Annotated in this window: 27 protein-coding genes; 18 read left to right on the forward strand and 9 right to left on the reverse strand. The window is 43.2% G+C overall.

Translation table 11 applies throughout. From position 1 onward, the window contains the following. The 9 genes from AC1DFM_RS11535 to AC1DFM_RS11575 all read left to right on the forward strand — a co-directional run bounded on the left by AC1DFM_RS11535 (nucleotide 1) and on the right by AC1DFM_RS11575 (nucleotide 6,791). Entirely contained in the window at nucleotides 1-996 is a 996-nt protein-coding gene (locus AC1DFM_RS11535; RefSeq protein WP_477076877.1) for a hypothetical protein, read from the forward strand. A 42-nt stretch (nucleotides 997-1,038) separates the two neighbouring features. Beyond that, the gene (locus AC1DFM_RS11540) at nucleotides 1,039-3,093 is read left to right on the forward strand and encodes a hypothetical protein (RefSeq protein ID WP_477076878.1); all 2,055 of its coding nucleotides are present in this window, start codon (nucleotides 1,039-1,041) and stop codon (nucleotides 3,091-3,093) included. After that, on the forward strand, nucleotides 3,090-4,154 hold the full coding sequence (locus AC1DFM_RS11545; protein WP_477076879.1) for a sialidase family protein: 1,065 nt from the start codon (nucleotides 3,090-3,092) through the stop codon (nucleotides 4,152-4,154). Before AC1DFM_RS11540 ends, AC1DFM_RS11545 begins: the two co-directional genes overlap by 4 nt. Before the next feature lie 3 nt (nucleotides 4,155-4,157). Then, entirely contained in the window at nucleotides 4,158-4,331 is a 174-nt protein-coding gene (locus tag AC1DFM_RS11550) for a hypothetical protein (RefSeq protein ID WP_477076880.1), read from the forward strand. After that, nucleotides 4,313-4,564 (forward strand): hypothetical protein, encoded by a 252-nt coding sequence (locus AC1DFM_RS11555; RefSeq protein ID WP_477076881.1) that lies wholly within the window; start codon nucleotides 4,313-4,315, stop codon nucleotides 4,562-4,564. Before AC1DFM_RS11550 ends, AC1DFM_RS11555 begins: the two co-directional genes overlap by 19 nt. A gap of 55 nt (nucleotides 4,565-4,619) precedes the next feature. Further along, nucleotides 4,620-5,087 (forward strand): hypothetical protein, encoded by a 468-nt coding sequence (locus tag AC1DFM_RS11560; protein ID WP_477076882.1) that lies wholly within the window; start codon nucleotides 4,620-4,622, stop codon nucleotides 5,085-5,087. Further along, nucleotides 5,084-5,707 (forward strand): glycoside hydrolase family 25 protein, encoded by a 624-nt coding sequence (locus tag AC1DFM_RS11565; RefSeq protein ID WP_477076883.1) that lies wholly within the window; start codon nucleotides 5,084-5,086, stop codon nucleotides 5,705-5,707. The genes AC1DFM_RS11560 and AC1DFM_RS11565 overlap by 4 nt, the downstream gene beginning before the upstream one ends. Before the next feature lie 170 nt (nucleotides 5,708-5,877). Further along, entirely contained in the window at nucleotides 5,878-6,180 is a 303-nt protein-coding gene (locus AC1DFM_RS11570; RefSeq protein ID WP_477076884.1) for a hypothetical protein, read from the forward strand. 254 nt (nucleotides 6,181-6,434) lie between these two features. After that, on the forward strand, nucleotides 6,435-6,791 hold the full coding sequence (locus tag AC1DFM_RS11575) for a helix-turn-helix domain-containing protein (RefSeq protein WP_477076885.1): 357 nt from the start codon (nucleotides 6,435-6,437) through the stop codon (nucleotides 6,789-6,791). Here AC1DFM_RS11575 and AC1DFM_RS11580 read toward each other — a convergent pair. Next, nucleotides 6,788-7,144, reverse strand: a complete 357-nt coding sequence (locus AC1DFM_RS11580; RefSeq protein WP_477076886.1) for a hypothetical protein — start codon at nucleotides 7,142-7,144, stop codon at nucleotides 6,788-6,790. The two genes, AC1DFM_RS11575 and AC1DFM_RS11580, sit on opposite strands and share 4 nt — an antisense overlap. Next, nucleotides 7,141-7,359 carry a hypothetical protein gene (locus AC1DFM_RS11585; RefSeq protein WP_477076887.1) on the reverse strand — a complete coding sequence of 73 codons (219 nt, stop codon included), beginning with the start codon at nucleotides 7,357-7,359 and terminating at the stop codon, nucleotides 7,141-7,143. Before AC1DFM_RS11585 ends, AC1DFM_RS11580 begins: the two co-directional genes overlap by 4 nt. A gap of 417 nt (nucleotides 7,360-7,776) precedes the next feature. Here AC1DFM_RS11585 and AC1DFM_RS11590 point away from each other — a divergent pair, with 417 nt between their 5' ends. From AC1DFM_RS11590 to AC1DFM_RS11605, 4 genes are all read left to right on the forward strand, one after another. After that, on the forward strand, nucleotides 7,777-8,004 hold the full coding sequence (locus tag AC1DFM_RS11590; protein WP_477076888.1) for a helix-turn-helix domain-containing protein: 228 nt from the start codon (nucleotides 7,777-7,779) through the stop codon (nucleotides 8,002-8,004). A 5-nt stretch (nucleotides 8,005-8,009) separates the two neighbouring features. Beyond that, nucleotides 8,010-8,216 (forward strand): hypothetical protein, encoded by a 207-nt coding sequence (locus AC1DFM_RS11595; RefSeq protein ID WP_477076889.1) that lies wholly within the window; start codon nucleotides 8,010-8,012, stop codon nucleotides 8,214-8,216. 86 nt (nucleotides 8,217-8,302) lie between these two features. Continuing rightward, nucleotides 8,303-8,665 (forward strand): hypothetical protein, encoded by a 363-nt coding sequence (locus AC1DFM_RS11600; RefSeq protein ID WP_477076890.1) that lies wholly within the window; start codon nucleotides 8,303-8,305, stop codon nucleotides 8,663-8,665. Next, complete coding sequence (locus AC1DFM_RS11605) at nucleotides 8,662-9,057, forward strand: hypothetical protein (protein WP_477076891.1); 396 nt, start codon at nucleotides 8,662-8,664, stop codon at nucleotides 9,055-9,057. Before AC1DFM_RS11600 ends, AC1DFM_RS11605 begins: the two co-directional genes overlap by 4 nt. A gap of 492 nt (nucleotides 9,058-9,549) precedes the next feature. On the opposite strand, the gene AC1DFM_RS11610 is transcribed toward AC1DFM_RS11605, so the two are convergent. From AC1DFM_RS11610 to AC1DFM_RS11625, 4 genes are all read right to left on the reverse strand, one after another. Beyond that, nucleotides 9,550-10,107: a YciE/YciF ferroxidase family protein gene (locus tag AC1DFM_RS11610; RefSeq protein ID WP_477076892.1), complete on the reverse strand. Its 558-nt coding sequence runs from the start codon at nucleotides 10,105-10,107 to the stop codon at nucleotides 9,550-9,552. Between the two features lie 676 nt (nucleotides 10,108-10,783). Next, nucleotides 10,784-11,356 (reverse strand): hypothetical protein, encoded by a 573-nt coding sequence (locus tag AC1DFM_RS11615; RefSeq protein ID WP_477076893.1) that lies wholly within the window; start codon nucleotides 11,354-11,356, stop codon nucleotides 10,784-10,786. Between the two features lie 139 nt (nucleotides 11,357-11,495). Next, nucleotides 11,496-11,897 carry a PfkB family carbohydrate kinase gene (locus AC1DFM_RS11620; RefSeq protein ID WP_477077080.1) on the reverse strand — a complete coding sequence of 134 codons (402 nt, stop codon included), beginning with the start codon at nucleotides 11,895-11,897 and terminating at the stop codon, nucleotides 11,496-11,498. Next, nucleotides 11,894-12,085 (reverse strand): hypothetical protein, encoded by a 192-nt coding sequence (locus AC1DFM_RS11625; protein WP_477076894.1) that lies wholly within the window; start codon nucleotides 12,083-12,085, stop codon nucleotides 11,894-11,896. Before AC1DFM_RS11625 ends, AC1DFM_RS11620 begins: the two co-directional genes overlap by 4 nt. A gap of 321 nt (nucleotides 12,086-12,406) precedes the next feature. Between AC1DFM_RS11625 and AC1DFM_RS11630 the strand changes: the two genes are divergently transcribed. The 4 genes from AC1DFM_RS11630 to AC1DFM_RS11645 all read left to right on the forward strand — a co-directional run bounded on the left by AC1DFM_RS11630 (nucleotide 12,407) and on the right by AC1DFM_RS11645 (nucleotide 19,264). Further along, on the forward strand, nucleotides 12,407-13,267 hold the full coding sequence (locus tag AC1DFM_RS11630; protein ID WP_477076895.1) for a helix-turn-helix domain-containing protein: 861 nt from the start codon (nucleotides 12,407-12,409) through the stop codon (nucleotides 13,265-13,267). Nucleotides 13,268-13,729: 462 nt separating this feature from the next. Beyond that, nucleotides 13,730-15,001 carry a TolC family protein gene (locus AC1DFM_RS11635; protein ID WP_477076896.1) on the forward strand — a complete coding sequence of 424 codons (1,272 nt, stop codon included), beginning with the start codon at nucleotides 13,730-13,732 and terminating at the stop codon, nucleotides 14,999-15,001. Between the two features lie 14 nt (nucleotides 15,002-15,015). After that, the gene (locus AC1DFM_RS11640) at nucleotides 15,016-18,159 is read left to right on the forward strand and encodes an efflux RND transporter permease subunit (RefSeq protein ID WP_477076897.1); all 3,144 of its coding nucleotides are present in this window, start codon (nucleotides 15,016-15,018) and stop codon (nucleotides 18,157-18,159) included. Next, nucleotides 18,149-19,264, forward strand: a complete 1,116-nt coding sequence (locus AC1DFM_RS11645) for an efflux RND transporter periplasmic adaptor subunit (RefSeq protein WP_477076898.1) — start codon at nucleotides 18,149-18,151, stop codon at nucleotides 19,262-19,264. Before AC1DFM_RS11640 ends, AC1DFM_RS11645 begins: the two co-directional genes overlap by 11 nt. 155 nt (nucleotides 19,265-19,419) lie before the next feature. Here AC1DFM_RS11645 and AC1DFM_RS11650 read toward each other — a convergent pair whose 3' ends face one another. The 3 genes from AC1DFM_RS11650 to AC1DFM_RS11660 form a co-directional block, all read right to left on the reverse strand. Further along, the gene (locus AC1DFM_RS11650) at nucleotides 19,420-19,785 is read right to left on the reverse strand and encodes a Crp/Fnr family transcriptional regulator (protein ID WP_477076899.1); all 366 of its coding nucleotides are present in this window, start codon (nucleotides 19,783-19,785) and stop codon (nucleotides 19,420-19,422) included. A 105-nt stretch (nucleotides 19,786-19,890) separates the two neighbouring features. Then, nucleotides 19,891-20,337, reverse strand: coding sequence for a nuclear transport factor 2 family protein (locus tag AC1DFM_RS11655; RefSeq protein ID WP_477076900.1), 447 nt, complete (start codon nucleotides 20,335-20,337; stop codon nucleotides 19,891-19,893). 5 nt (nucleotides 20,338-20,342) lie between these two features. After that, nucleotides 20,343-20,600, reverse strand: a complete 258-nt coding sequence (locus AC1DFM_RS11660) for a helix-turn-helix domain-containing protein (protein ID WP_477076901.1) — start codon at nucleotides 20,598-20,600, stop codon at nucleotides 20,343-20,345. Nucleotides 20,601-21,030: 430 nt separating this feature from the next. Here AC1DFM_RS11660 and AC1DFM_RS11665 point away from each other — a divergent pair, with 430 nt between their 5' ends. Beyond that, the gene (locus AC1DFM_RS11665; RefSeq protein WP_477076902.1) at nucleotides 21,031-21,852 is read left to right on the forward strand and encodes an alpha/beta fold hydrolase; all 822 of its coding nucleotides are present in this window, start codon (nucleotides 21,031-21,033) and stop codon (nucleotides 21,850-21,852) included. Nucleotides 21,853-21,892: the final 40 nt, after the last annotated feature.

Consider the following 21,892-nt stretch of genomic DNA (forward strand, 5'->3'; position numbering starts at 1 on the left):
ATGGAAATACCTGTAACTATACAGTTCGACGAGACGCCGGTGAATTATATCATTGTTCGGGCCTTTCCTACCAGGGATAGGGCTACAATGGATGCCCAAATGGTATTTGGTCCGCCGCACCTGAATCCAAGAGCATTCGATTTAACAGTACCAACTCCTGAGCCTCATATTGTAATAGTTTATGATTCTCTTGATGGGGTGGCACTTGGGATTATTCGGAGTAGCTTTTTTGCAACACCCAAGTTTTTCAATGGCATCTTTATTGACGACTTGGTAATTACTGTCAACGGTGGCACAGTAGACGGAGATGGGGGAGCCATTGATCCGGTGGCCGATACACGCGTAGCCGCTATACCCTCCATAGCTAATTATACAATTGCACGAATTTATCGGAATGCGGATGGGAGATATATCAGAAAGACCCGGGATCCAGAATGGATTCCTCGAGGAGATGGCGGGTTCAATCTGCAACTCAACGCCCCTGTTTTTTATGACCAAGAATCGCTAACAATAGAGTTTGCTCCATACTATGATACAAATGTGGGCGCTGAGATCTTCGATCTAACACAGATGCTTCTTGACCACATAAACGATACAGATAACCCTCATTCGGTCACAAAAGATCAGGTGGGATTGAGTAATATCCCAAATGCTATATCCAATAGAATAGACCTAAATGACCCAAATGTCTTAGCGACTTCTAAGGCGGTGAATGATCTGCGTCTTACAATTGAGAATGTTATCATTTTTAGGGGGAAGATATTCGTTGGCGATGTTTCAGATGATAAGATAATGGCCGTTCCGCACAATCAGAATATTACAACAGAATATGTGATAGCTGGGTCTTTAGTTAGTACTGGTTCGAACTGGAATCAAGATAATGATGTGCTGTGGATGACGCGCAGGCTTGATGCGAATAGCTTTGATCTGCTACTAAAAGAAGTATCTGGTAATTTTCAGAGTCTATGGTTCTATTACGTGATAGTAAAACTATAGATAAAATCTATATTGTTAAAAATAGTATAGTACATTTGTTATATGAAGATTTTGAGAAAGGCCTTCCGGAATAACTATCTGGCGGCTTTAATTATTACGCTAGTAGCATTTAATGCAAATGCGCAGCAATTAAGGAAAATCGATGGGCCAGGGCAGATTCATCAACGATTAAAGGCCACAGATTTTTTTGGCCTGCCATTAAAAAGATCAATCCCTACCGCGACTAATACCGATAGCCTAGGGGCTTTGATGTATGATACTGTTGTCAAAAAGATACAAGTGCTCACCGATACGGGATGGGCGGCGATTAGTGCAGGCACACTAAGGGCTCTTGACTCTGCCAGGTGGTCACATGATACTATTTTCTTCCGCCTTACAACCGGCGGTGAGCTACCAATTAAAATTACAGGCCTCCCCCAGGCCAATATCAATAACCTGCCTGATTCTCTTGTAACAAAACTATCTTGGAGCTCCCGCCTATCCCCATTGATGACACAGCCTAACCTGCCTATTCAGCCAACGGATTCAATACCCCAGGCATTCGGGAAGCTACAAGCGCAGATTAACGCTTACAGTTCAGGGCAATTCATTGAAGTCAACCCTGCGGTATCACAGCCGGGAGTAAACGCGAAAGTGACTGGCACTTTAAACATGACCACCACTTCCGGCAATGGGTATGGACTGAACATTGAAAGACCGGATTATATCAGCTATGATGCAGCACTTGGTTATCGCAGGGGAGGTTCAGTTGTAGGATGGGCCGGTACCGGAAATAGGAACAATGACGATTATTCGATACAGTTCACCACCTCCCGCGTCAGGGTGATCACTGCTGATAGCGTGGGTACTCAATTCATTGGCGCTTCACGGTATGGCGGATTCCGGATGTACATGGCTACAAAGAATAACCGGATATTACTGGGTGATAGTTTGCTGGCATCCTTCAACGCACAAGCAAAAATTGACATTCAGGCATCAGAGGATACCAGCCTTTATGCATTGCACAAGATGGTAACAGATATCAATCTATCAGTAGGTGATAGTAGTCATTTGGTGGCAAATACGAAATATGTTAAGGACCAGGTAGCGGGATATAACGCAAAATATGTGCAGTTAAACCCATCATCTACTCAGACGGGGGCTGCATTAAACCTTACTGGTAATGTAACGCTGAACCGGGCAAATACATCTACCACCGCCGCCTACTCCATTGTAACCGGCGCAACTCAAACCGGATATTTTGGTGCGGCAAGTATTGGGAGTAATGCCCTGGTGGTAACCGCCAGTAATGGCCCATTGGCCTTATATGCTCCAGATTCTACAAGCTTAAATATTACCTCCTATGGGGCTGTGACTCCAGGGAATACTTTTATAAAAGCCAGAAGCGGTAAAACCGTATTCGGCGATAGTGTCGCAAGTAATGTTTTCGGGAGATATCCCATTGATGTAATTGGCATTCAGGATACATCGATTCGCACACTGAATAGAATTGTGCAGGATTATAATCTTTCCCTGGCAGACAATAGCAAAACGGTAGTTACCTCTAACTGGGTTGTATCTCAGGCGTATCTTAAATCAGCTAATGCTACATGGCAGGCGTCCACTACAGCGGGCAATACTACAACAAATATTATTAAGGTCACCGGATCTACTGGCTCTCTATCAGGTACTAATGGCGGCTTGGAAATGTTCTGGGATGGAACATCTTCTGTGTTGCAATCTTATGATCGCGTAGGCGCGGCATTAAAACCCATGAAGCTATCAGCATCGGCGGTTAATGTTGCCGCTGGAGTGCAATTTCCGATCAGGACAGTGGTCGCTACTACAACGGCCACGATTAGCGATTACACAATACTCGTCAACAACTCCGGCGCGGCAACCATTAACCTTCCAGCATCGGCAACAGCTACTGGTACGGTGCTAAATATTAAGAAGCTGAGCGCAGTAAGTAATGATGTTACTATAACTCCTGCCTCTGGTACCATAGACGGCGCCGCAACGAAGGTGTTAACATTAACCAATTCCAGTGTGACAATTCAGTGTAACGGAACAAACTGGTATATCACCGCCTCAAACGCAAATGCTACAACACTATGAGAATACGAATCCTAATTGCAATAATGGTGCTTTCCTGCGGGATGGCGGAGGCGCAGATCTACAAGTCTTATATTCAGTACTTCACCACTGGCTCTTACCGCAACACGGAAGGTGATCTTCTCGTGAAAACTAACGGGCAGCTGTACACAGTTTGGACAAAATTTCATAACAACTTGGACGATGCGGCTATCGCCGATCTCGCGGCCAAAGTATCTGCCGATTCCGGAAAAAACTGGATCGACCTGGGCGTGATCCAACAGAATATAGGAACGCAGACCACCACATCTGTCTCCCTCATTCGCATGTCCAGTAGTGTGGTTCACCTGTATTTTTGCGTAAAAAACAGCAATACGGACCTACGCATTTATCGGAAAATAAGCTCAGATGATTGCGTTACCTGGGGAGCTGCTTCGCAGGTACTGAATGGTACCGGATATATGCCGGCTCTCAATGGCACTATGCGGAAACTGGCATCTGGCAGGCTTATTATCTCTGTGTATTTTTCGGCGAACGTGGGTGTGATTCCGCCCAACTATTGCTACGCGTTCTGCTGGTATTCCGATGATTCCGGGACCACCTGGACGCGTTCAACACCGAATCTTACCAGAGCTACCAATATCGGCTACACAGAGCCTAATTTGATCGAAACATCTGCTGGCAATCTCCTGATGACTATTAGGAATAATTCCGGTTTTCAGCATTTCAGTACCAGCACCGACAACGGGACCACCTGGGCAACGCCGGTAGCCAGCGCACTTACCACCACGGACAGTCCGGCGAAACTGATTAAGCTATCAACGGGAAAGTGGATAGCTATCCATAACCCAACTGGTACAGGGATGACAGATCCACGTAACGTCCTGAGGATATCCGGAAGCACTGACAGCGGCGTTACCTGGCAGAAGATCATGGACTTGGAGGGCTATACGATCGGGTACAACTTCAGCTATTCCAGCATGGTCGAATACAATGGTAATCTACTACTTACCTACTGGGAGGCCAACAGTGCTGCCGGGAAGCTTTCGCAAAAATTCGCATCAATTCCAATTTCACAACTATAAGGCATGAAAGAGAAAACACTTGCTTTTATTTCGGGGAGCGCTTGGGCAGCATTAGCGGCAACAGGAAAGGAAATATTCATCACGCTCATATTGGGCTGTATCGGCGGCTTCGCTGGGATGGCAGGAAAAGAATTATATAACTACTTCAAACGTTCAACATGGCTGAAACGAAAATAGGATTATCTCAGGTTGATAGGCCAGCGCCTTTATGGTATCGCCGGCTGTCAAATGCAATTATTTTCATCGTCCCAGCAATTGGGCAATTAATTACCACATGGGGGTTGCCTGAATCGGCAACCGCTCGATGGTTATCTGTTCTCACATTCGTTCCCGCTGTAGTCAAGTTCATTGGTGTACTGTTGGGCAACGGACAAAATTATAGTGATGCGAAGCCTGATATTAATAAGTAGCACAGTTTTATTTTTCAGCTGCTCGACAGTACGAAAGACAACCGACTCACACCAGGTGGAAAGCCGGCAAACAGATAATAGCACCATCAATTCCGGATATACGCGGGAAACTGTGATCACTGAAGCCAGCTCCAGTCAGGTATCAGTACCTGCGGATAGTCTTTCCGCCATAGGCTACGTACCGGTTGGAGATACTGGTACCATAGTTAGCGAATCGGACGGTATGGAGGTTGCCACTACATCTATTCCGGTGAAAGATTCAGCAGGTAAGACGATTGGCAATACGATACACACGAAAGCCAAAACAAATCCGAAGACTGTAGTGGCACCCGTGGATAAGACAACGCATATAAAAGAAGCCGGTAACAGCAACGAACATAAAGACATTACCACAACGGTCAAACAGAAGAGTAAGACCACGCTTAAAACGTCCTGGCGGCCCTCTGCTGGAGTACAGATCGTTATCAGCCTGGCTGTTATTGTTGGGCTCCTGTTTGTTGTTTACAAATTCATAAAGCGATGAGTAGAATAATTGACGTATCCCGCAATAACGGTGTTATTGATTGGAAGAAAGTAGCCGGCAGTGGTGTAACAGACGTTATCATCCGGTTGTCCATGGGTTACAATACCATGGACAAGATGGCCACCTTAAACGCAAAAGGCGCCGCAGCTGCCGGCATTGCTGTCAGCTATTACCATTTCGCATATCCAGACAGGAAAACCGGTGGTACCTTAGTTGATGATGCTGTAAATGAGGCAAAGTATTTTACAGGATTATTCATGAGCGGTACCATACCAGCTCCTAAATGGATAGCGGTAGACCTGGAGAACTGGGAGGGACAACGAGATAGCCCATTAGTGCCCAATGAATATTATCAATGGCTACAGGTATTTCTTCGTGAGGTGATGACCCGCAGCATGAAGGCGCCAGTCATCTACAGTTATGGACCATACCTGAATAGCAGGTTACCTGCAGGACACACTCTTGGTGTGTTCCCGCTTTGGATAGCGCATTATACCAAGGCGCCAGCACCCACTCTTCCTAATGGATGGGATAGATATTTCCTTTGGCAGAAGGATAGTAAGGGGGTTATGTCGGGTATACCTACTGCAACAGATCTTAATATACTTTATCAGGGGTAACGCAAATACACTGCGCATTGCTCCCGGTAATTCGTTGAAAATAATCAGCCTATGAGTGTATAATCCCACAAATGTTCGGTACAAAGTAAAATCCGCCTGAGGTTTGGCGGATTTTTTATTTAGGCATGGTACCCTGGTATGGCTGATTGTGTATATTGAAAAAACAATTCATGAAGAACGTTACACTTCCTTTTTTCACAGAAGAAGTAATGCTTGAGGCCGGGGATATGGTGCTGGTAGAGTTATCAAATGGCGCCTTAGTACGTATAGCGATAAACGGTGACAAAATTAAAGTGCAATCAATTTCAGGTCCCGGTGATGAAGGAAAAAACAGAACTGCTGTAATGAGGTTGTGTTGTCTTTTTCCTGATATTTTTCTCATTTTTATTGATAGATGTGCGCCGCTCCTTTCCAGGAGTGGCTTTTTCAAAAAAAACTTGGTGGTGTCAAGTTTGACACCTAACTTTATATAACAAGCTGGCGGCAACAGGGTAAATACGGCGATAAAACATATGTCTAAGTATATTACAATCGTTAAGTATCGCAACTACTATTCTGAAGATCGCACAGTGGCAATTCGTGGCCGCCATGGCAAAAAGAAGATAGCAGGGTTGTGTGACCTTCGTAATTTTCGCTTGGAAAGTGTTAACCCTATACGTCAGGATTGGCCAGTAGCTTCCCATTACACATGGGAGTTTGCAAACGCTAAAAACATTCAAGATATATTATGAGTGAAAGAATAGATTCCCGTGTCTTGTTAGAGGCACGGGAACGTATCGCAACCTTCTTTACAGAACGCCGTCTGGAATTAGGCCTAACACAGGCCGATTTGGCTGAAAGGACAGGTTTGGGGCTGTCTACTATCAAACGTTTTGAGGCAGCCAATTTCTGGCCAGTACTTAAGCAGTATATTATAATCTGCGAAGCGCTACACCTTTTCCCCCTGGTAGCCACCTACGAAGGCGATAATGAGTTTTCGAGAATGATGCGCGACAACTGGAAGCCTGATACCGGTAAGGATATGACAATTGAAGAGGCGCTTGAAATGAAGAAAAACCGATTTAATCCAGATCATCATAACTAGACCAATCCCTGTTTCTTAAACTCCCTGAGTTGGGCTTCAAGCTGGTTCATTCTAACCGATCGCTCATCTCGATGGATTACAAGAAACTCAGATACAATTATCTGACTCTGTGGCGCCAAGCGCTCTACAGAACGACGCATATCATCATCAGGAATTATACAGATATCTGGTTTGATTTTATCAAAAACGTCCTTGCGAGTGAGGCTTACAGGGAATATTGCAAAACCGCGAATCTTCAGGACTCTGACAATTGTTTTCCGTATTTGTGCCCAGCTCCTGACCTGATCGGCCTCACTCACAATCAATAGCACCCTGATCCCCCTTATCTCTACGCCCATATATTTTTCCTTCATTTCTTCACCTTTTTCAGGTCATAAATCGGCTCATCACTATTGCCATAGCTGAATAGGGCGCCGCTTTCAGACTGAACATATACGATGAAAACTTTCCCTGTTGTGCTGGTACACCGGTATTGCCGGGGATTGTTGACCGGCTCTCTTTCCACCAGAATAATACTTTCACGGTTCACCTGCTCAGCCAGGCGCTTAGCGCGGACAGAATCGCTCATGGTACCAGTTTTTCGATGAGACAATAGGCGTTTGGATGGGAGTATAGCCAGAGGCACATGGCTACAATAATGATCAGTAGGATTCGATAAGCTGCTCTCATGGTGCGGATTTTGAGGTAAAAAATGAGAGTTGCGGGCATAAAAAATGCGCGGAACTCTTGCGATGCCGGCCGGGAGCCCGTAGGAGAGCGGAGACACGACAAAGAAGAGCCCGCGCAATAACGCGAGCCTACCTTCTTCGATTCGGTGTCTCTTGAAATTTCCTACGTTTCCCGACACGAATAGAATAAAGCAGCTTCTAAGAAGTTAATTTTAGGGCTGCAAAGATAGCTAAGATAGGGAAAATTTTATTTCCATGGGCTATTACCCATGGAAATTTATAATGGAATAAGGCACATTGAGAGGAATAGATTATAGATGATTTTTGATTCAAAAGAGATTTTAGAAAAATTCGGTGAAAACCTACGCGCAGAAAGAAAGAAGGCAGGGTTAAGCCAAGAAAAACTGGCAGCTCGTTGTGGGGTTGATCAGAAAGAAATTAGTGAAATTGAACGTGGCTTATACAATCCGGGAGTGTTGGTCATTGTTGACCTGGCAAGAGGTTTAGAGATTTCACCAGCGGTCTTTTTCAATGATATTAAATAGTTACTATGGATGCTTTCATTATCCAGTTAGAAAAGTTCAAATATGCTGTTCGCCCCAGTCAACATGGCCAGAGAATGATCTATGTTGTCAATATCAATGGTTCTGACATTGATTTTTCAGTGACTGAAAATGGCGATATCCTCCCAATATCCATTCCTGCAGAAAAAATCCATATTCTTATTGGCCGCGCAATAGAAAGCCATTTTTGTTAATCGCCCATTAACATCATTTTGCTAAATATATTAGTAGGTTTGCCTTGCTGCCAACCCGGTGCTTCATCACCTTAAATAAATGAAGCATGTATTACGAGATCACAATTACAGCGGAGATTAATGAGCAACTCCATTATCTAAAATTCACAGCTGCCAAGCTCAATAGAAATTGTATGTTCTACGGATTGAAAGACTCGCCAATTGCGGCAGCTGCTTTGGGATTGCCAGAGACAGTTAGTTTTAATATTTGCGACGCAGACGAAGAGCGTAAGATTGTCGTTGACGATCGCGTTACTGACCAGAAAGCCAAAGATATTTGCCGCTACCTTGCCAGTTTAATTTTGTTAAAGGAGGATGCAATCTCTATGGTACCGCAACCAGATAATTATAACCTGCAGATAAAAAGTTCAATACCCACAGCAGATAGCATCCTGAACAAAAAGCCATGAAGTGCGTAAGTATAGAACCGGTGATTAATGGTATAAGGTATTACCTTCTCTTCGAAATAACAGAGCAGAAGGGCGAAAGGTGGAGCATAACATACTATACACTTGACCAGGATCGGCAGGCAAATCTGCTGTCAGATTTTCTGCCGGATAAGGTACAAATAGCAAACAGGGAAAAATGGAATAAGGTTTATCATACTATTGCCAATGAAACGTTTATCGATCCCAGAGTACACACAATAGAGGGGCGGGTACTATGTCAGATATTCTACATGCATATCCTGGAAGCAATTAGTAGACAGCCGGAGCCGGCGCGTAAACCGGGATGGGGTGACAGATTTAAAGATAAAACGGCCGGGATTCCACCAATTATTCCGGAATCGAACCGGCACTAAATCATGGGAGTGTAATTTTTATTGGCGAAATAATGGCGAACATGTTGTGTATTAAGTTGAAAATCAATTTAATACGATTCCTGTTCTGGGCACATTGGTAATCAATAAGTTTAAAGGCTGCATTTTATGCGGCCTTTTTTATTTTTCAAAATTTGCCAGTAAAAAAAAGTGCATAAAGCAAAGAACTAATTAAGTCTGTTAAATTATAACTTACTACGGACATACTTCTCTTCATTTTTTATACCTTACTTTATCAAGGTTCACTTCTGTTTTTGAAGAAACAGGTAATCGCAACCACCTCATAGATGTCTGTAATATTTTTTTTGCAGAACATAAAGCTTAGAAATCCGGCTCCATGCTTTAAATGAAGTTCTACGCAGTTCTATATTGAAGAGTAAAGCTTAAAAGACAAATTAATAAGGCCGACCTGGAAAGGCCAGCCGGATGGATTGTTCAATATTTAAGCGGGAAATTATAAGAATGACGTAAATGTTATTCGTTACTAGCCTGTTCATTGATGTTTCCTTCAGCAATTTCTGTTAAAGCTATATCGGTCGCCTTTTCATTATCAAGAGTACCTTGTAGTAACTTAACGACCGAAGTATGTCCCATATTCCGGGCGAAGGTTCTCAGCGTACCATAAGTAGCGATTTCATAATGCTCTACTTTCTGGGCCGCTAGAATCAAACCTGCATCCCGGATCATGGAATCGCTTTCTGTATCGGCAATGATTTCGTCTGCTTCTGCTAACAGGCCCTCCATGGCATCACATTTTTTCGCCATAGGTTTTTCTCCCAATTCGGAAAAAACCTTTTCTAATGTTTCCACGTGTTGCTGAGTTTCTTTGGCGTGTTTTTCAAAAGCTGCTTTCAGTTCAGTACTGGTTGAAGATTTTGCCATCTTTGGCAATGCTTTGACCAGGTGTTTTTCTGCCCAATAAATATCTTTAATCTCATCGATGAAGAATTTATGGAACTCGGGGTTTTGAATTTTTCCGGATTTCTCGGTCTTTGTTACAGGCTTTGTAGGACCTTTAGTTGCAGTTGCCATAAGATAAATTTTTAATTGTTTTTAGTCATGTTTATGAAATCTACCAAAGGGCATGCCCTATTGAAATACAAGTAAAACCCCGGTAGTTATCAACCTCTACAACTCTTCCATGTATATTATTTTCTACAAACTGAGCTTTAACAACATTATTTTATAAGGTTGTGTTCTTCAACTGTAAGTGGAAATAAGAATATGTTACGATAAGGAAGATGCAGTAGTTCTATTAATAAAAGAACCATGTACACGTATAGTGTCTCTATGACGTTCAAAAGGATCACCGCTATCATTGTAACGCTGGATGCTTTGCGCTCACGAAATGCTCCTCTTAGGCGGTCAGAGCATTTAAACATCTTGTTTTTACCGCAATCCTTTGTAACTTGTGAGTATTCACGATATGTGGCGTTAAAAGGTTATATTAACATCCTCAATGCAGGAATAAATTCTATCAAACACAACAGTTTGTAATTGCAGTGCGTTTTTCATCCTTGATAGTCAGTTATTTGGTTAATACAGTAAAGGATTGATGTAGGTAAGTATGAGAAGCTAAAGGATGCGTGGGAAATAAGATTCAAGTAATCATTTATTTCTATGAAATAAAAGTTGCATATGATTTACCCGGAATTACAAGCTCAAAATATATTGTTAGCTGACGATGATCTTGATGACTGCCTCCTTTTTAAAGAAGTTTTAGAAGAATTATCACTATCCACTGTACTGGGAGACCATGAAAACCGTACCGTAGGATTCCCTGTTTTTCAAATCTTCGGGGAATGGGTAATAATCTGGCGACACGGGGCATTGTCTGGTGAAATGCGGTATCAAAACAAGCAATGTGAATTTTGTCCGGATGACGTTGCAATAGAATCTCCATCAGGTTGATTTCGTTTGGAAGATGATCCGGATCAAAAGGAATGATCTGTTTTAATGTGTTTATCAGCGCCGGTGTAATAACAGTAGGAGCAGTATGCTGCATACCGTGAACTATTCTATGAGCAATGGCGATTATTTTCTCCATATCTATTTGCCTGTCTATCCACTGCAGGAGATAATTAACTGCAGAAGGATAGTCATGAATAGTCGTAAGGGGAATTATATCAGGATGTTTGCTGTTCGCTTGCAGGAACTTGAAGCTGCTATCAGGTCTTCCAATATTGTCAATTCGACCGGATGAAATTTTTTCCGACTGACCGGCTTGTGAGAAGAGGGCGAATTTGATGCTGGACGAGCCACCATTAATGATTAACAGCATAATAAGGTATTGAATGGTAAATTCCGTTCCAAAGCTCCGGATTTAGCAGTTGTATTACTATGACGGTCGTCAGGTAATTTTTTGACTGCAGTCAGTACTTAAATGCTGTGGAGAGCGCGTAATTATCTGAAATCTGAATCTAAAGCAGCTTATCAAAGGCTAATGACTGTTTCTTGCATACTTCTTTAAAAAGTAATTGTGCATCCTTTTTTTTGCCTAGGGCGATGCCCGGATTCAATGTGGTAGCGGTACCACAGGCAACTCCAAATTGAACAGCCTCCATTATTTCCCTGCCAGGGGATAAGCTAGCCAACATACTGTCGCCTGCGCCAATGGCGCTCACGCGACATACTCCAGGTGTGGGAATCTTTGCAGTTATATCAGAGGTTATTAACATTGCCCCTGTTTCTTCCATATATACAACTACCACTTCACAACGTTTGGTGCTGATGATTCGTCTTGCCACATCGACTATTTCCCCGGCATTAAGGGTGGTTACACCTGCAATATCGGCTAATTCCTGAATATTCAGCTTTATCAGATATACTCCTTCCCGATAGCTTGAGCATCACCACCTAGTTTCACAATGGCTCTGGCTACTTTAATACCACCTCCACCAGGCTCAAAAACAGGTTGGCTGCGTTGTAATTTCCGCTTAGGGACCAATCCTGTTATTGTAGTGCCTTTTTCAATCGCTGGGTTCAATGTAATAGTGAGAATTCTGAACATGATTACTGTATTTAATAATGTGATATAAACCAACCTTTCACCAAATTCTTGATGGTGCTTTACTTTGGTCAATTGTAACAGATCAAAAATACAAGTAGTCCCAGGTGATTAAAATGATCGCTGTTAGTTATTATACCGATCGGCATCAGGTATTTCAAATCATGACCTGTGGGCCGGCTGCTTTATTATGGCATTGACAGATTTTTTCAGAATTATCCTGCCTTATGGCATTGCCAAAAATGAAAATGATCATTGGATGGTATTCAACCGTGAAAATTTGAGGTAGAAGCCTTGTTTATGATGTGATTATTATACCTTTAAATGTCATTTAATGAGTTATCAGCGCTAAAAGCTCAATCGGTGGTTAAAGGTATTCCTGTAAAAAATAAAATCAGTCCTGAGAAATATATAAAAGCAGCCCCTTTTAGAAAGGAGGTAAGAAAAACAGCCCCTCATAAGCATAATCAATATTTTGAAATCATCTTTATCACCAAAGGTAAAGGGGCACATTGGATTGATGGTGTACGTTATGAGGTAAAGCCTCCTATACTATTCTTCGTCACACAAGACCAGGTGCATAATTGGGATTTGAAAAGTGAGCCTGATGGGTTTGTGATTATTCTAAAGAAAGATTTTGTCGAAAGAAGCCTGGATCTTCAGTTAAGAATGTTACTGACGCGGATTAGTACACTGCCCTGCATATCAATTGTGGAAAACCCTACGATCAGTCAACTGTTTGAATTATTAACAATAGAAAACCAGGTGGATACGGAAAGCAGCTTTTATATTACTGAAGGTTTGCTTAAAGCATTACTGGCTAAAATACATGACATGGCGAGTCTTGAAATAAGCAGACTCCCGGGGACACCAAATTTATACCAGTCCTTCCTTGATCTGTTGGGTAAGGGTAAAACGATTAAAAACAAAGTGTCCTATTATGCAGAGAGATTGAATACTACTCCTCAAAATATCAATGCTGCGTGCCGTAAAGCCGTGAATAAGCCTGCAGCCGAAGTCCTTTCGGACTTTATTATGAACGAAGCTAAACGGCTATTACTGTATACTGATAAAACCGTATCTGAAATTTCTTTCACATTGAATTTCTCCGATCCATCTTATTTCGTAAAATACTTTAAACGGCTTTACGGAGATACCCCACAATCTTTTCGATCTATTAAATAGAAAATACCAAACTATTTTCAAAAATACCATATATCGCCGTTCTTGTTGTTTACCTTTAGACGAAAGAAATAAGTATGAAAACCGCTATACTATAGGAGTCATTCGAGGGTTTGAGGCTTTGGGTTAATAGAATCTGTTGTATAGAAAATATGCCAACCACTGTCTGAAAACTGGTATTGTTGGAAGGTTTTTTCCGGTATGTGATCGTGTTGTTTCAGCCAGACCGTTGATGGTGTTGTATCGAGCGTATTATATTTCTCAATATTGAAATCTGCGTCAGGTGCAGCTTTAGTTTTTTTCCTATTCTATAATAAAATTGCCTTGCGGCATATCATGAAAGATTTGTATCGTTTACATTTTCGGGTAACAGTGTGCCTGGCTGTCTGCTGTTCCTTATTGATAGTATCTCAAAGCAGTAGTGGTCAACAGCGCGTCCTTTCCATTAAAGACGCACTAAGCCTTGTGCAAACACAACAGCCACAACTGAAAGGTTATAAGGAACAAGCCACCGCAGCTGGTTATAATATTAAAATCGCTAAAAACACACTTTTGCCCGAAGTAACAGCCGGCTATCAGGCCGGTTATGCTACTTACAACAATATTACCGGCATGAGTTATCCCGGTTTAATCTTGCCCATCAGTGGACCACCCTCTGCCGGAAATACTTATGATCCTGTTCCTGGTACAGCATTAACAGCCATGGTGAAATGGAATCCGCTTACATTCGGTCAGCGGCAGGCATCCACAGATAAAGCGGCAGCACAATACAAACTGGCTAACAGTTATTATAATGATGCCCTTTTCCGTCAGCAGTATACAGTAATTGCCACCTACCTGGATGCTGTGTACTTACAGCAGCTCACACATAGTTACGAGGCTAATATTGAACGGATAAAAGGAGGACTGCAGCAATCCCTGGTATATGCCCAGCAGGGGTTGAGACCTGGTATTGACACTACGCAGTTTCAATCCGCACTGGCGCAGGCAGCAACTGATCTGCTCACCATTCAAAAACAATATCATGCCCAAATTTCCGAATTAACAAGGTTAACCGGTTTGCCAGACCAATCTGATAATGTACAATTGTCAGACACCGGGTTGATTAATCAGCAGCCTCCTGTTGCAGAGATCTCCGGCATACTGACAAACCATCCGATTTATCAATATTACCAGACGAGGAAAGAAGTAAGTGAGGCCGCATTGAAAGAAGTACAAAGGGCGTGGCGTCCAAGACTGGACCTATGGGCCAATGCGTATGCCCGTGGCTCAGGTATTGCGGCAGATGGTACTGTAAATAAGGCGGACGGCTGGTCACTATCTCATAAAAATTATGGTGCAGGTTTACAGGTAAGTTTTCCCATTCTACAGTTCTCACAAGTGAATCTGCAAAAAAGGCAATATCATTCTCTTGTGAAAGCTGATGAAGAACAACTGAGCCAGATATCTCTAAACCTTCAAAAGCAGCAGGAAACTGCACAATATAATTATCGTCAGAATATCCTGATTCTGCGGCAGTCGTTGGTGCAATCACAGGCAGCGCGATATGCTTTTGACGGACTAAAACTCAGCTATCAAAGTGGGCTGATTGATTTTACCAGATTAATACAGGGACAATACGACCTGCTTAGGGCAGAAGTAGGTGAAGCAGGTGCATATTTGCAGGCATGGCATGCCTTGCTTGACATTGCAGTGTCAAATGGCAGATTGGAGGAATTCACAGACAAAATGAAATAACGATATATCTTTTTATGAAGCTAATTATTTCGGCATTGCGGCATCCTGTCACTATTTTGGTATCCGTAATTGCTATACTCTTTTTTTCGTACCTGTCTATCAGAAATACTAAAATAGACATCTTTCCCCGTCTTGGTTTGCCAGTAGTTTATGTAGCACAACCATACGGAGGTTTATCTCCCGAACAGATGGAGGGCTTTGTAACGTCCTATTATGAGTATCACTTCCTTTATATCACCGGTGTTAAATATGTGGAATCTAAAAGCATACAGGGAGCTGCTATCATCAAAATAGAATTTAACGAAGGTACAGATATGAGTCAGGCAATGGCGGAAGTAGTGGGATATGTAAACCGATCCCGCGCCTTTATGCCTCCCGGAACAGTACCCCCATTTGTCACCCGCTTTGATGCCGGCAGTGTTCCCGTGGGGCAATTGGTGTTTAGTTCTGAAAGCCGTTCATTAAGTGAGATATCTGATCTGGCGTTGTTCAAAGTGCGCCCGATGTTTTCAACGTTGCCAGGCGTGTCAGCACCCCCACCATTTGGAGGTAATCAAAAAACGGTGTTGATCACCGTAGATCCGGATAAGATGAGAGGGTATAATCTCTCACCGGATCAGGTAGTACAAACATTAGTGAAGTTCAATACTATTTCACCTGCCGGTAACATACGCATTGGCGACACTACCTATATCACGCCGCAGAACAGCGTCATTGAAACATTGCAGGATTTACAGAATGCACCCTTACAGCTAGGTGCAGGACCGGCTGTGTATATAAAAGATATTGCCAACGTAAGTATGGGCGCTGACGTTACTACCAGCTACGCATTGGTAAACGGTAAGCGGTCTGTTTATATTCCTGTTACCAAACGTGCAGATGCCTCTACCTGGGATGTGGTACAAAGAGTGAAAGCAGGGTTGCCGGATATGCAGGCTGCCATCCCCTCAGATATTAAGGTAACTTACGAATTTGACCAGTCGGGATACGTGATTAACTCCCTGAAAAGCCTGTTGTTTGAAGGTGGGCTGGGCGCCATTCTCACCGGTTTGATGGTATTATTATTTTTGGGAGATCGCCGCAGTTCACTCATTGTTATACTGACTATTCCTCTCGCATTACTTACTTCTGCCACTTTACTTTATCTGACCGGGCAGACTATCAATATTATGACCTTGGGTGGATTGGCATTATCAGTAGGGATATTAGTAGATGAGGCTACCGTAACGATTGAAAATATTCATCGGCATATGGAAGCGGGCAAGGGGAAGGCGAGGGCTATTGCAGATGCTACGAAAGAAATAGCAGGCCCTAAATTGCTTATTCTGTTAAGTATTCTCGCAGTATTTGTTCCTGCGATGTTCATGAATGGTGTACCCAAAGCCTTGTTTATGCCATTATCACTGGCCGTTGGATTTGCCATGATAGCCTCCTTCCTGTTATCACAAACCTTTGTCCCGGTAGTATCAAACTGGTGGCTTAAAGAACATTTAAACGAAAAGGAACTAAAGCAACAGGAAGGTTTTTTCCACTGGATAAAACAACGATATACCGCTGCCGGACAACGTATACAATCCAGTTTTGGCCTGGTGGCTACACTATTTTTGATAGTGTCCCTGGCGATGGTCACTTTATTATTCATTTTTACCGGTACTGAACTTTTCCCGCAAACAGACAGCGGACAAACGCAGATACGTTTACGCTTACCCGTTGGGAGCCGCTTTGAGCGGACAGAGGACGCTACCCGAAAACTGTTATTACTGTCAGATAGTATTGTGGGAAAAGGAAATACAGAAATTAGTTCTGCATTTATTGGTACGCAGCCATCCAGCTATCCGGTAAACTATATTCATTTATGGACGGGGGGACCGCAGGAATCCGTTACCCGGATAAAACTAAAAAAGGGAGTGATCCCTATCGAAACGTTCCGGGAGAAATTACGAGTTGCTGTTAAGCAGGAGATGCCTGGGGTTAAAATATCTTTTGAACCGGGAGATATCGTTGAACAGGTACTGAATTTAGGAAGTACAAATCCGGTAGAAATAGCTGTGGTAAACCGTAATCTGGCTGATGGAAGGAAAACGGCCCAGCAGTTAATGCAAAAATTGGCCGCGATTCCCGCTTTACGTGATCTTCAGATTGGAACACCGCTGGACTATCCTGCTATCCGGCTGGACATAGACCGGATAAAGGCCGGTCAGTTGGGTATCAGCAGTGAGCAGATAGCCCGGTCTGTTGTTGCTGCTACCTCTTCGAGCCGCTTTACGTCTCCCAGCTATTGGTTGGATAAGGCTACAGGTACCGCTTATCAGGTACAGGTGCAATATCCTGAATACAAAATGAACAGCACCGCACAGTTAGAAGCTATTCCCATATCTGGTGCGGTTGGAAATACTCACTACCTTAATGAGGTAGCTTCCTGGAAGCGTACAACCGTATCCGGTGAATATGACAGACTGAATCAGCAACGTTATGTTACCATCACGGCCAATGTCCATAAACAGGATCCTGGCAGTGTATTCAAAAAAGTAAATGAGGCGATTACCAGCATGGGCAAGCTTCCCAATGGCGCTAAGATACTGTTGCGCGGACAGCCAGAGTTATTGCAGCAAACGCTTACCAGCTTACAGTTTGGGTTGTTGGTTGCCGTGATCGTTATATTCCTGGTGATGGCTGTTTATTTTCAATCTTTCCGTATTGCACTCGCTACGTTGTCCATTATACCAGCAGTAGTAACAGGCTCATTACTTTTCCTCTTCATATCAGGTGGGTCTTTAAATATCCAGTCTTACATGGGCACTATTATGGCGGTAGGTGTAGCCATCGCCAATGCGGTACTTTTTATTACCAATGCAGAACATTACAGGAGAGGGGGGGACAATTCATCATATATGCTGGCCGCAGAAAATCGCCTGCGTCCTATTCTAATGACCAGTGTTGCTATGATTGCCGGTATGATCCCTATGGCGCTGGGCTTATCAGAAGGCGGTGATCAAACGGCCCCTTTAGGCATTGCTGTTATAGGCGGCCTTTTATTCTCCGCTATCAGCGTTTTGTTTTTCCTTCCTCATATCTATCAATTAATCGCGGGAAGAAAGCCATATAAATATGTATCCCTTGATCCTGATGATATAAACAGTGCTAATTATGACAAATAATATAAACAACAAGTTCAATTATATGCGATCAGTCGCTTCCATAAGTTTAGTTGCTATACTGGCGTCTTGCGGTAGTCCCAAAGGGCCGGAAGTAGCCAATGCGAATAATGCGCAGGATACGGTACCGGTATTCCTTTTACAGCAGGACACTGTAAAGAAAACGGTGGAGTTGCCGGCAGAGCTGATACCCTATGAAAATGCAGAACTATTTGCCAAAGTGCAGGGCTTTGTCAGGGAAATGAAAGTGGATCTGGGCGACAAGGTGAAAAAGGGGCAAACCCTTGCTATAATAGAAGCCCCCGAAATAAACAGCCGGGTTGCGGAATCAGTTGCCAGTTTGCAATCAGCCAAAGCTAAATGGGCTTCCAGTAAAGATAATTATGAAAGATTATATAGGGCATCACAGGCGAATACACCAGGCATAGTCGCACCTGTTGATCTGGAGCGTAGCCGTAACCAGATGTTGGCAGATAGTGCTACTTATCTGGCTGCCAGCAGAGCGGCGCAAACCAATAAAGATGTTTCCGGGTATTTATACATTACTGCCCCTTTTGACGGAGTAATTACCGCCAGAAAAGCAGATCCCGGTTCACTGGTGGGCACCAACGCCATGCTGCTAACTGTGCAGAATAACCGGATACTGCGTTTACGGGCTGCGATGCCTGAAATGTATGTAGCTGCGGGTAGTGCATCAAAAGATATTGATTTTAGAGTAGATGCTTATCCTACACAGCGGTTTAAAGCAGTTCTTACCCGTAAATCTGAAACAATAGACCCGGCAACACGAACAGAGCTTTGGGAATTTCAGGTAGATAATAGTAACCATCTCCTTAAAGCCGGTGCCTTTGCCTATGTAAAAATTGGAATTGAACGTGCCACCCCGTCATTCATTCTTCCTACTTCAGCTATTGCTACTACGCAGGAACGAAAATTTGTTATCAGAGTAAAAGATGGTAAGGCTGAGTGGATCAATATCAGGCAAGGAATCAACAACGATAGTGGAGTGGAAATTTTCGGAGACCTGGAAAAAGGGGATACGTTACTGGTGAAAGCTACCGATGAGCGTAAGCCGGGTACCAGCGCGTACTGGCAGATGAAAAAATAGGTTTTCATCTGTTTTGCAGTTTAAAGTCCGCTTAAAAACGGTATATAATTGCAACTATTTTTTCCCGCCTTGCTTTTCGTTCAGCATTTTAAGGCCCGATCACTTCTTTAGACTCAAGAAGTGAGATTTTCTTTTGAGTCCAATCGTCGCCAAGCTCAATTGCAATGGCGTCTTGCTTTTTTGCCAAGAATCTCCCGGATGCGTTTAAGGTCTGTATCTTCCCAGGCTGCGATGTTATAGATGGTGGGGGTAAGCATAATGAAACTCTCCCGGTCACCCGCCCACCAGTTTTCAATAAACAAGCTAAGCACATGGTCCATGCCTTTGTCGTCCACGCTGTACATGCGCATTGCTCCTTTCGCAATGAATCCCATGTACTTCCATACTTCTCCTTCCTGTAAAAAGTATTGCTTTTTTCTGATCCTTCTTGGCACAAAAATGTCCTTGATAAGCCCGATTTCCTGATCGCTAGGTGGCGTGGAGGCATGGGCATTAATATATGATATAAGTGTTTCGTGCATATTTTCCAGCTGTTCACACGAGATACGTCTTTGTCCCTGTATGAAAGTATGAGGTCTGGCCAGCGTGTTTCATGACCTGTCCTTTATCCCGAAACCTTAATCTATTTATCTATTCTCTATCCAGGAAACCAACAGCTTCCGTTCCGCGAAGAACCATTGATCATTTTGTTTTACAAAAGTGTCGTGGTAACGTATAGCAGCTACCATTAGTTTTTGTACGCCGTTGTCTGTTGTTAAGTGATGTGCCATGCAATAAGTGGTGCCGATAGCGCTGTTGCCATTCAGCTTTATAGTGCTTTGCCCGTTAAAATGCATGGTAGCGTTGTAGTTGTTCAGGTTATCAAACGCAGGAAATAGATCAGCTCTGCTGCTAATAATCTGTGAAGGGGTATCGGACTTCGGATCAAAGTATACTTCAAACCTGGTATCTTCCGTGAATAATGCCATTTGTCCCTGTGCGTTTCTGGTATCAGCGCAGTAGGCGTAGCTGTCTACTAAGTCACGAATGGATTGGCGATCTTCCGCTTCCTGAATTTTTTGTTCGTAATTCATGGTGATTACTTTTTGATGATTAAGCTTTCAGTGGGTGTTACACCGTACTTCTTTTTGAAGCACGTATAGAAGTGTGATAGATTTTCAAAACCCAGGTCAAGATAAATGTCGGAGGCCTTTTTGTTTTTTTGATGAATGAGGTAGTAGGCCTCTTCAAGACGTTTTTCCTTCATCCATTTTCCGGGAGGAGTATTAAATACGGTTACAAAATCCCTTTTGAAAGCAGTCAGACTTCTTCCTGTGAATTTAGCAAAATTCGTCATTGGTGCGTTATAATGGAAATTTTTGAGCATGAATACTTCCAGATCGATTTTATAAAGCTCATTGAAATCAAATAGGAAATCCTGCAAGTCCGGGCGGGCGATCAACAACAGTTCAATAGCTTCCCATCAGGAACAGAAGAATTGTTCATTGGCGCGATTATATGGACTCGTTGGCGGTAATGACGGCTATGAGTTAACATCTTGTCGTGAAAATCAGCGTAACAATAGGCCCCTTCGATACCACTGATTCTTAATCTATATTAATCCTAATTCTTAATCTAGATTATTGGGTGATGGCTGGTAGGTAAACGATTTTTGTTGTACGATTGAGGATACTGGAAAGCCACAAATCTAACAAGCTCCAGCCTGGTCGTTTCTTACCTGGTGAACAGGAATATTTTCTGATCATTTAATCACTAAACTTAAAAAAATGAGCAAGATTACAGTAAAAGACGGTACCGAAATCTATTACAAAGATTGGGGAACAGGGCAACCCCTTGTTTTCCACCATGGATGGCCATTATCGGGCGACGATTGGGATGGTCAGATGATTTATTTCCTGAACCAGGGATTCAGGGTCATTGCGTTTGATCGCCGGGGACATGGACGCTCCAGTCAAACTGCTGTAGGGCACGACATGGATACCTATGCAGCTGATGTAGCGGAACTGGTCCATGCACTGGATTTAAAAAACGCGGTGCATATTGGTCATTCAACAGGTGGAGGAGAGGTAATACGTTACGTCGCTAAATATGGAAAAGGGCGTGTGGCCAAAGCGGTGCTTGTCAGCGCTGTGACACCAATCATGGTGCAGAACGACAATAATCCGGAGGGTGTTCCATTGACTGTTTTCGATGAAATACGAGCCAATACAGCTACCAACAGGCAGCAGTATTTTCAGGATTTCACGATTCCGTTCTATGGCTATAACCGCGAGGGGGCAAAGAAGTCTCAGGGGATTATGGACAATTGGTGGCGTCAGGGAATGATGGGTGCGATAAAGGCACATTATGACTGCATCAAGGCATTTTCTGAAACAGATTTTACGGAGGACCTTAAGAGCGTTGAGATTCCTGTGCTCGTGATGCACGGTGAAGATGATCAGATTGTTCCTTATACTATTACCGGTGTAAAGGCGGCAGCGCTGTTGAAAAATGGCCGGCTGATTACTTACCCGGGATTTCCCCATGGTATGCCAACAACAGAAGCAGCTACGATCAATAAAGACTTATTAGCTTTCATCAGAGAGTAGCTATCATCAGTATTCTCATTAAAGCAAGCGGCCCGGGATT

This window comes from Chitinophaga sp. 05T412, from assembly GCF_056396465.1.

Bases quoted from the DNA above. Each gene is read 5' to 3' on its own strand.
- AC1DFM_RS11535 (WP_477076877.1), top strand. From the start codon at position 1: ATGGAAATACCTGTAACTATACAGTTCGACGAGACGCCGGTGAATTAT.
- AC1DFM_RS11540 (WP_477076878.1), top strand. From the start codon at position 1,039: ATGAAGATTTTGAGAAAGGCCTTCCGGAATAACTATCTGGCGGCTTTA.
- AC1DFM_RS11545 (WP_477076879.1), top strand. From the start codon at position 3,090: ATGAGAATACGAATCCTAATTGCAATAATGGTGCTTTCCTGCGGGATG.
- AC1DFM_RS11550 (WP_477076880.1), top strand. From the start codon at position 4,158: ATGAAAGAGAAAACACTTGCTTTTATTTCGGGGAGCGCTTGGGCAGCA.
- AC1DFM_RS11555 (WP_477076881.1), top strand. From the start codon at position 4,313: ATGGCTGAAACGAAAATAGGATTATCTCAGGTTGATAGGCCAGCGCCT.
- AC1DFM_RS11565 (WP_477076883.1), top strand. From the start codon at position 5,084: ATGAGTAGAATAATTGACGTATCCCGCAATAACGGTGTTATTGATTGG.
- AC1DFM_RS11570 (WP_477076884.1), top strand. From the start codon at position 5,878: ATGAAGAACGTTACACTTCCTTTTTTCACAGAAGAAGTAATGCTTGAG.
- AC1DFM_RS11575 (WP_477076885.1), top strand. From the start codon at position 6,435: ATGAGTGAAAGAATAGATTCCCGTGTCTTGTTAGAGGCACGGGAACGT.
- AC1DFM_RS11580 (WP_477076886.1), bottom strand. From the start codon at position 7,144: ATGAAGGAAAAATATATGGGCGTAGAGATAAGGGGGATCAGGGTGCTA.
- AC1DFM_RS11585 (WP_477076887.1), bottom strand. From the start codon at position 7,359: ATGAGCGATTCTGTCCGCGCTAAGCGCCTGGCTGAGCAGGTGAACCGT.
- AC1DFM_RS11590 (WP_477076888.1), top strand. From the start codon at position 7,777: ATGATTTTTGATTCAAAAGAGATTTTAGAAAAATTCGGTGAAAACCTA.
- AC1DFM_RS11595 (WP_477076889.1), top strand. From the start codon at position 8,010: ATGGATGCTTTCATTATCCAGTTAGAAAAGTTCAAATATGCTGTTCGC.
- AC1DFM_RS11600 (WP_477076890.1), top strand. From the start codon at position 8,303: ATGTATTACGAGATCACAATTACAGCGGAGATTAATGAGCAACTCCAT.
- AC1DFM_RS11605 (WP_477076891.1), top strand. From the start codon at position 8,662: ATGAAGTGCGTAAGTATAGAACCGGTGATTAATGGTATAAGGTATTAC.
- AC1DFM_RS11610 (WP_477076892.1), bottom strand. From the start codon at position 10,107: ATGGCAACTGCAACTAAAGGTCCTACAAAGCCTGTAACAAAGACCGAG.
- AC1DFM_RS11615 (WP_477076893.1), bottom strand. From the start codon at position 11,356: ATGCTGTTAATCATTAATGGTGGCTCGTCCAGCATCAAATTCGCCCTC.
- AC1DFM_RS11625 (WP_477076894.1), bottom strand. From the start codon at position 12,085: ATGTTCAGAATTCTCACTATTACATTGAACCCAGCGATTGAAAAAGGC.
- AC1DFM_RS11630 (WP_477076895.1), top strand. From the start codon at position 12,407: ATGTCATTTAATGAGTTATCAGCGCTAAAAGCTCAATCGGTGGTTAAA.
- AC1DFM_RS11640 (WP_477076897.1), top strand. From the start codon at position 15,016: ATGAAGCTAATTATTTCGGCATTGCGGCATCCTGTCACTATTTTGGTA.
- AC1DFM_RS11645 (WP_477076898.1), top strand. From the start codon at position 18,149: ATGACAAATAATATAAACAACAAGTTCAATTATATGCGATCAGTCGCT.
- AC1DFM_RS11650 (WP_477076899.1), bottom strand. From the start codon at position 19,785: ATGCACGAAACACTTATATCATATATTAATGCCCATGCCTCCACGCCA.
- AC1DFM_RS11655 (WP_477076900.1), bottom strand. From the start codon at position 20,337: ATGAATTACGAACAAAAAATTCAGGAAGCGGAAGATCGCCAATCCATT.
- AC1DFM_RS11660 (WP_477076901.1), bottom strand. From the start codon at position 20,600: ATGACGAATTTTGCTAAATTCACAGGAAGAAGTCTGACTGCTTTCAAA.
- AC1DFM_RS11665 (WP_477076902.1), top strand. From the start codon at position 21,031: ATGAGCAAGATTACAGTAAAAGACGGTACCGAAATCTATTACAAAGAT.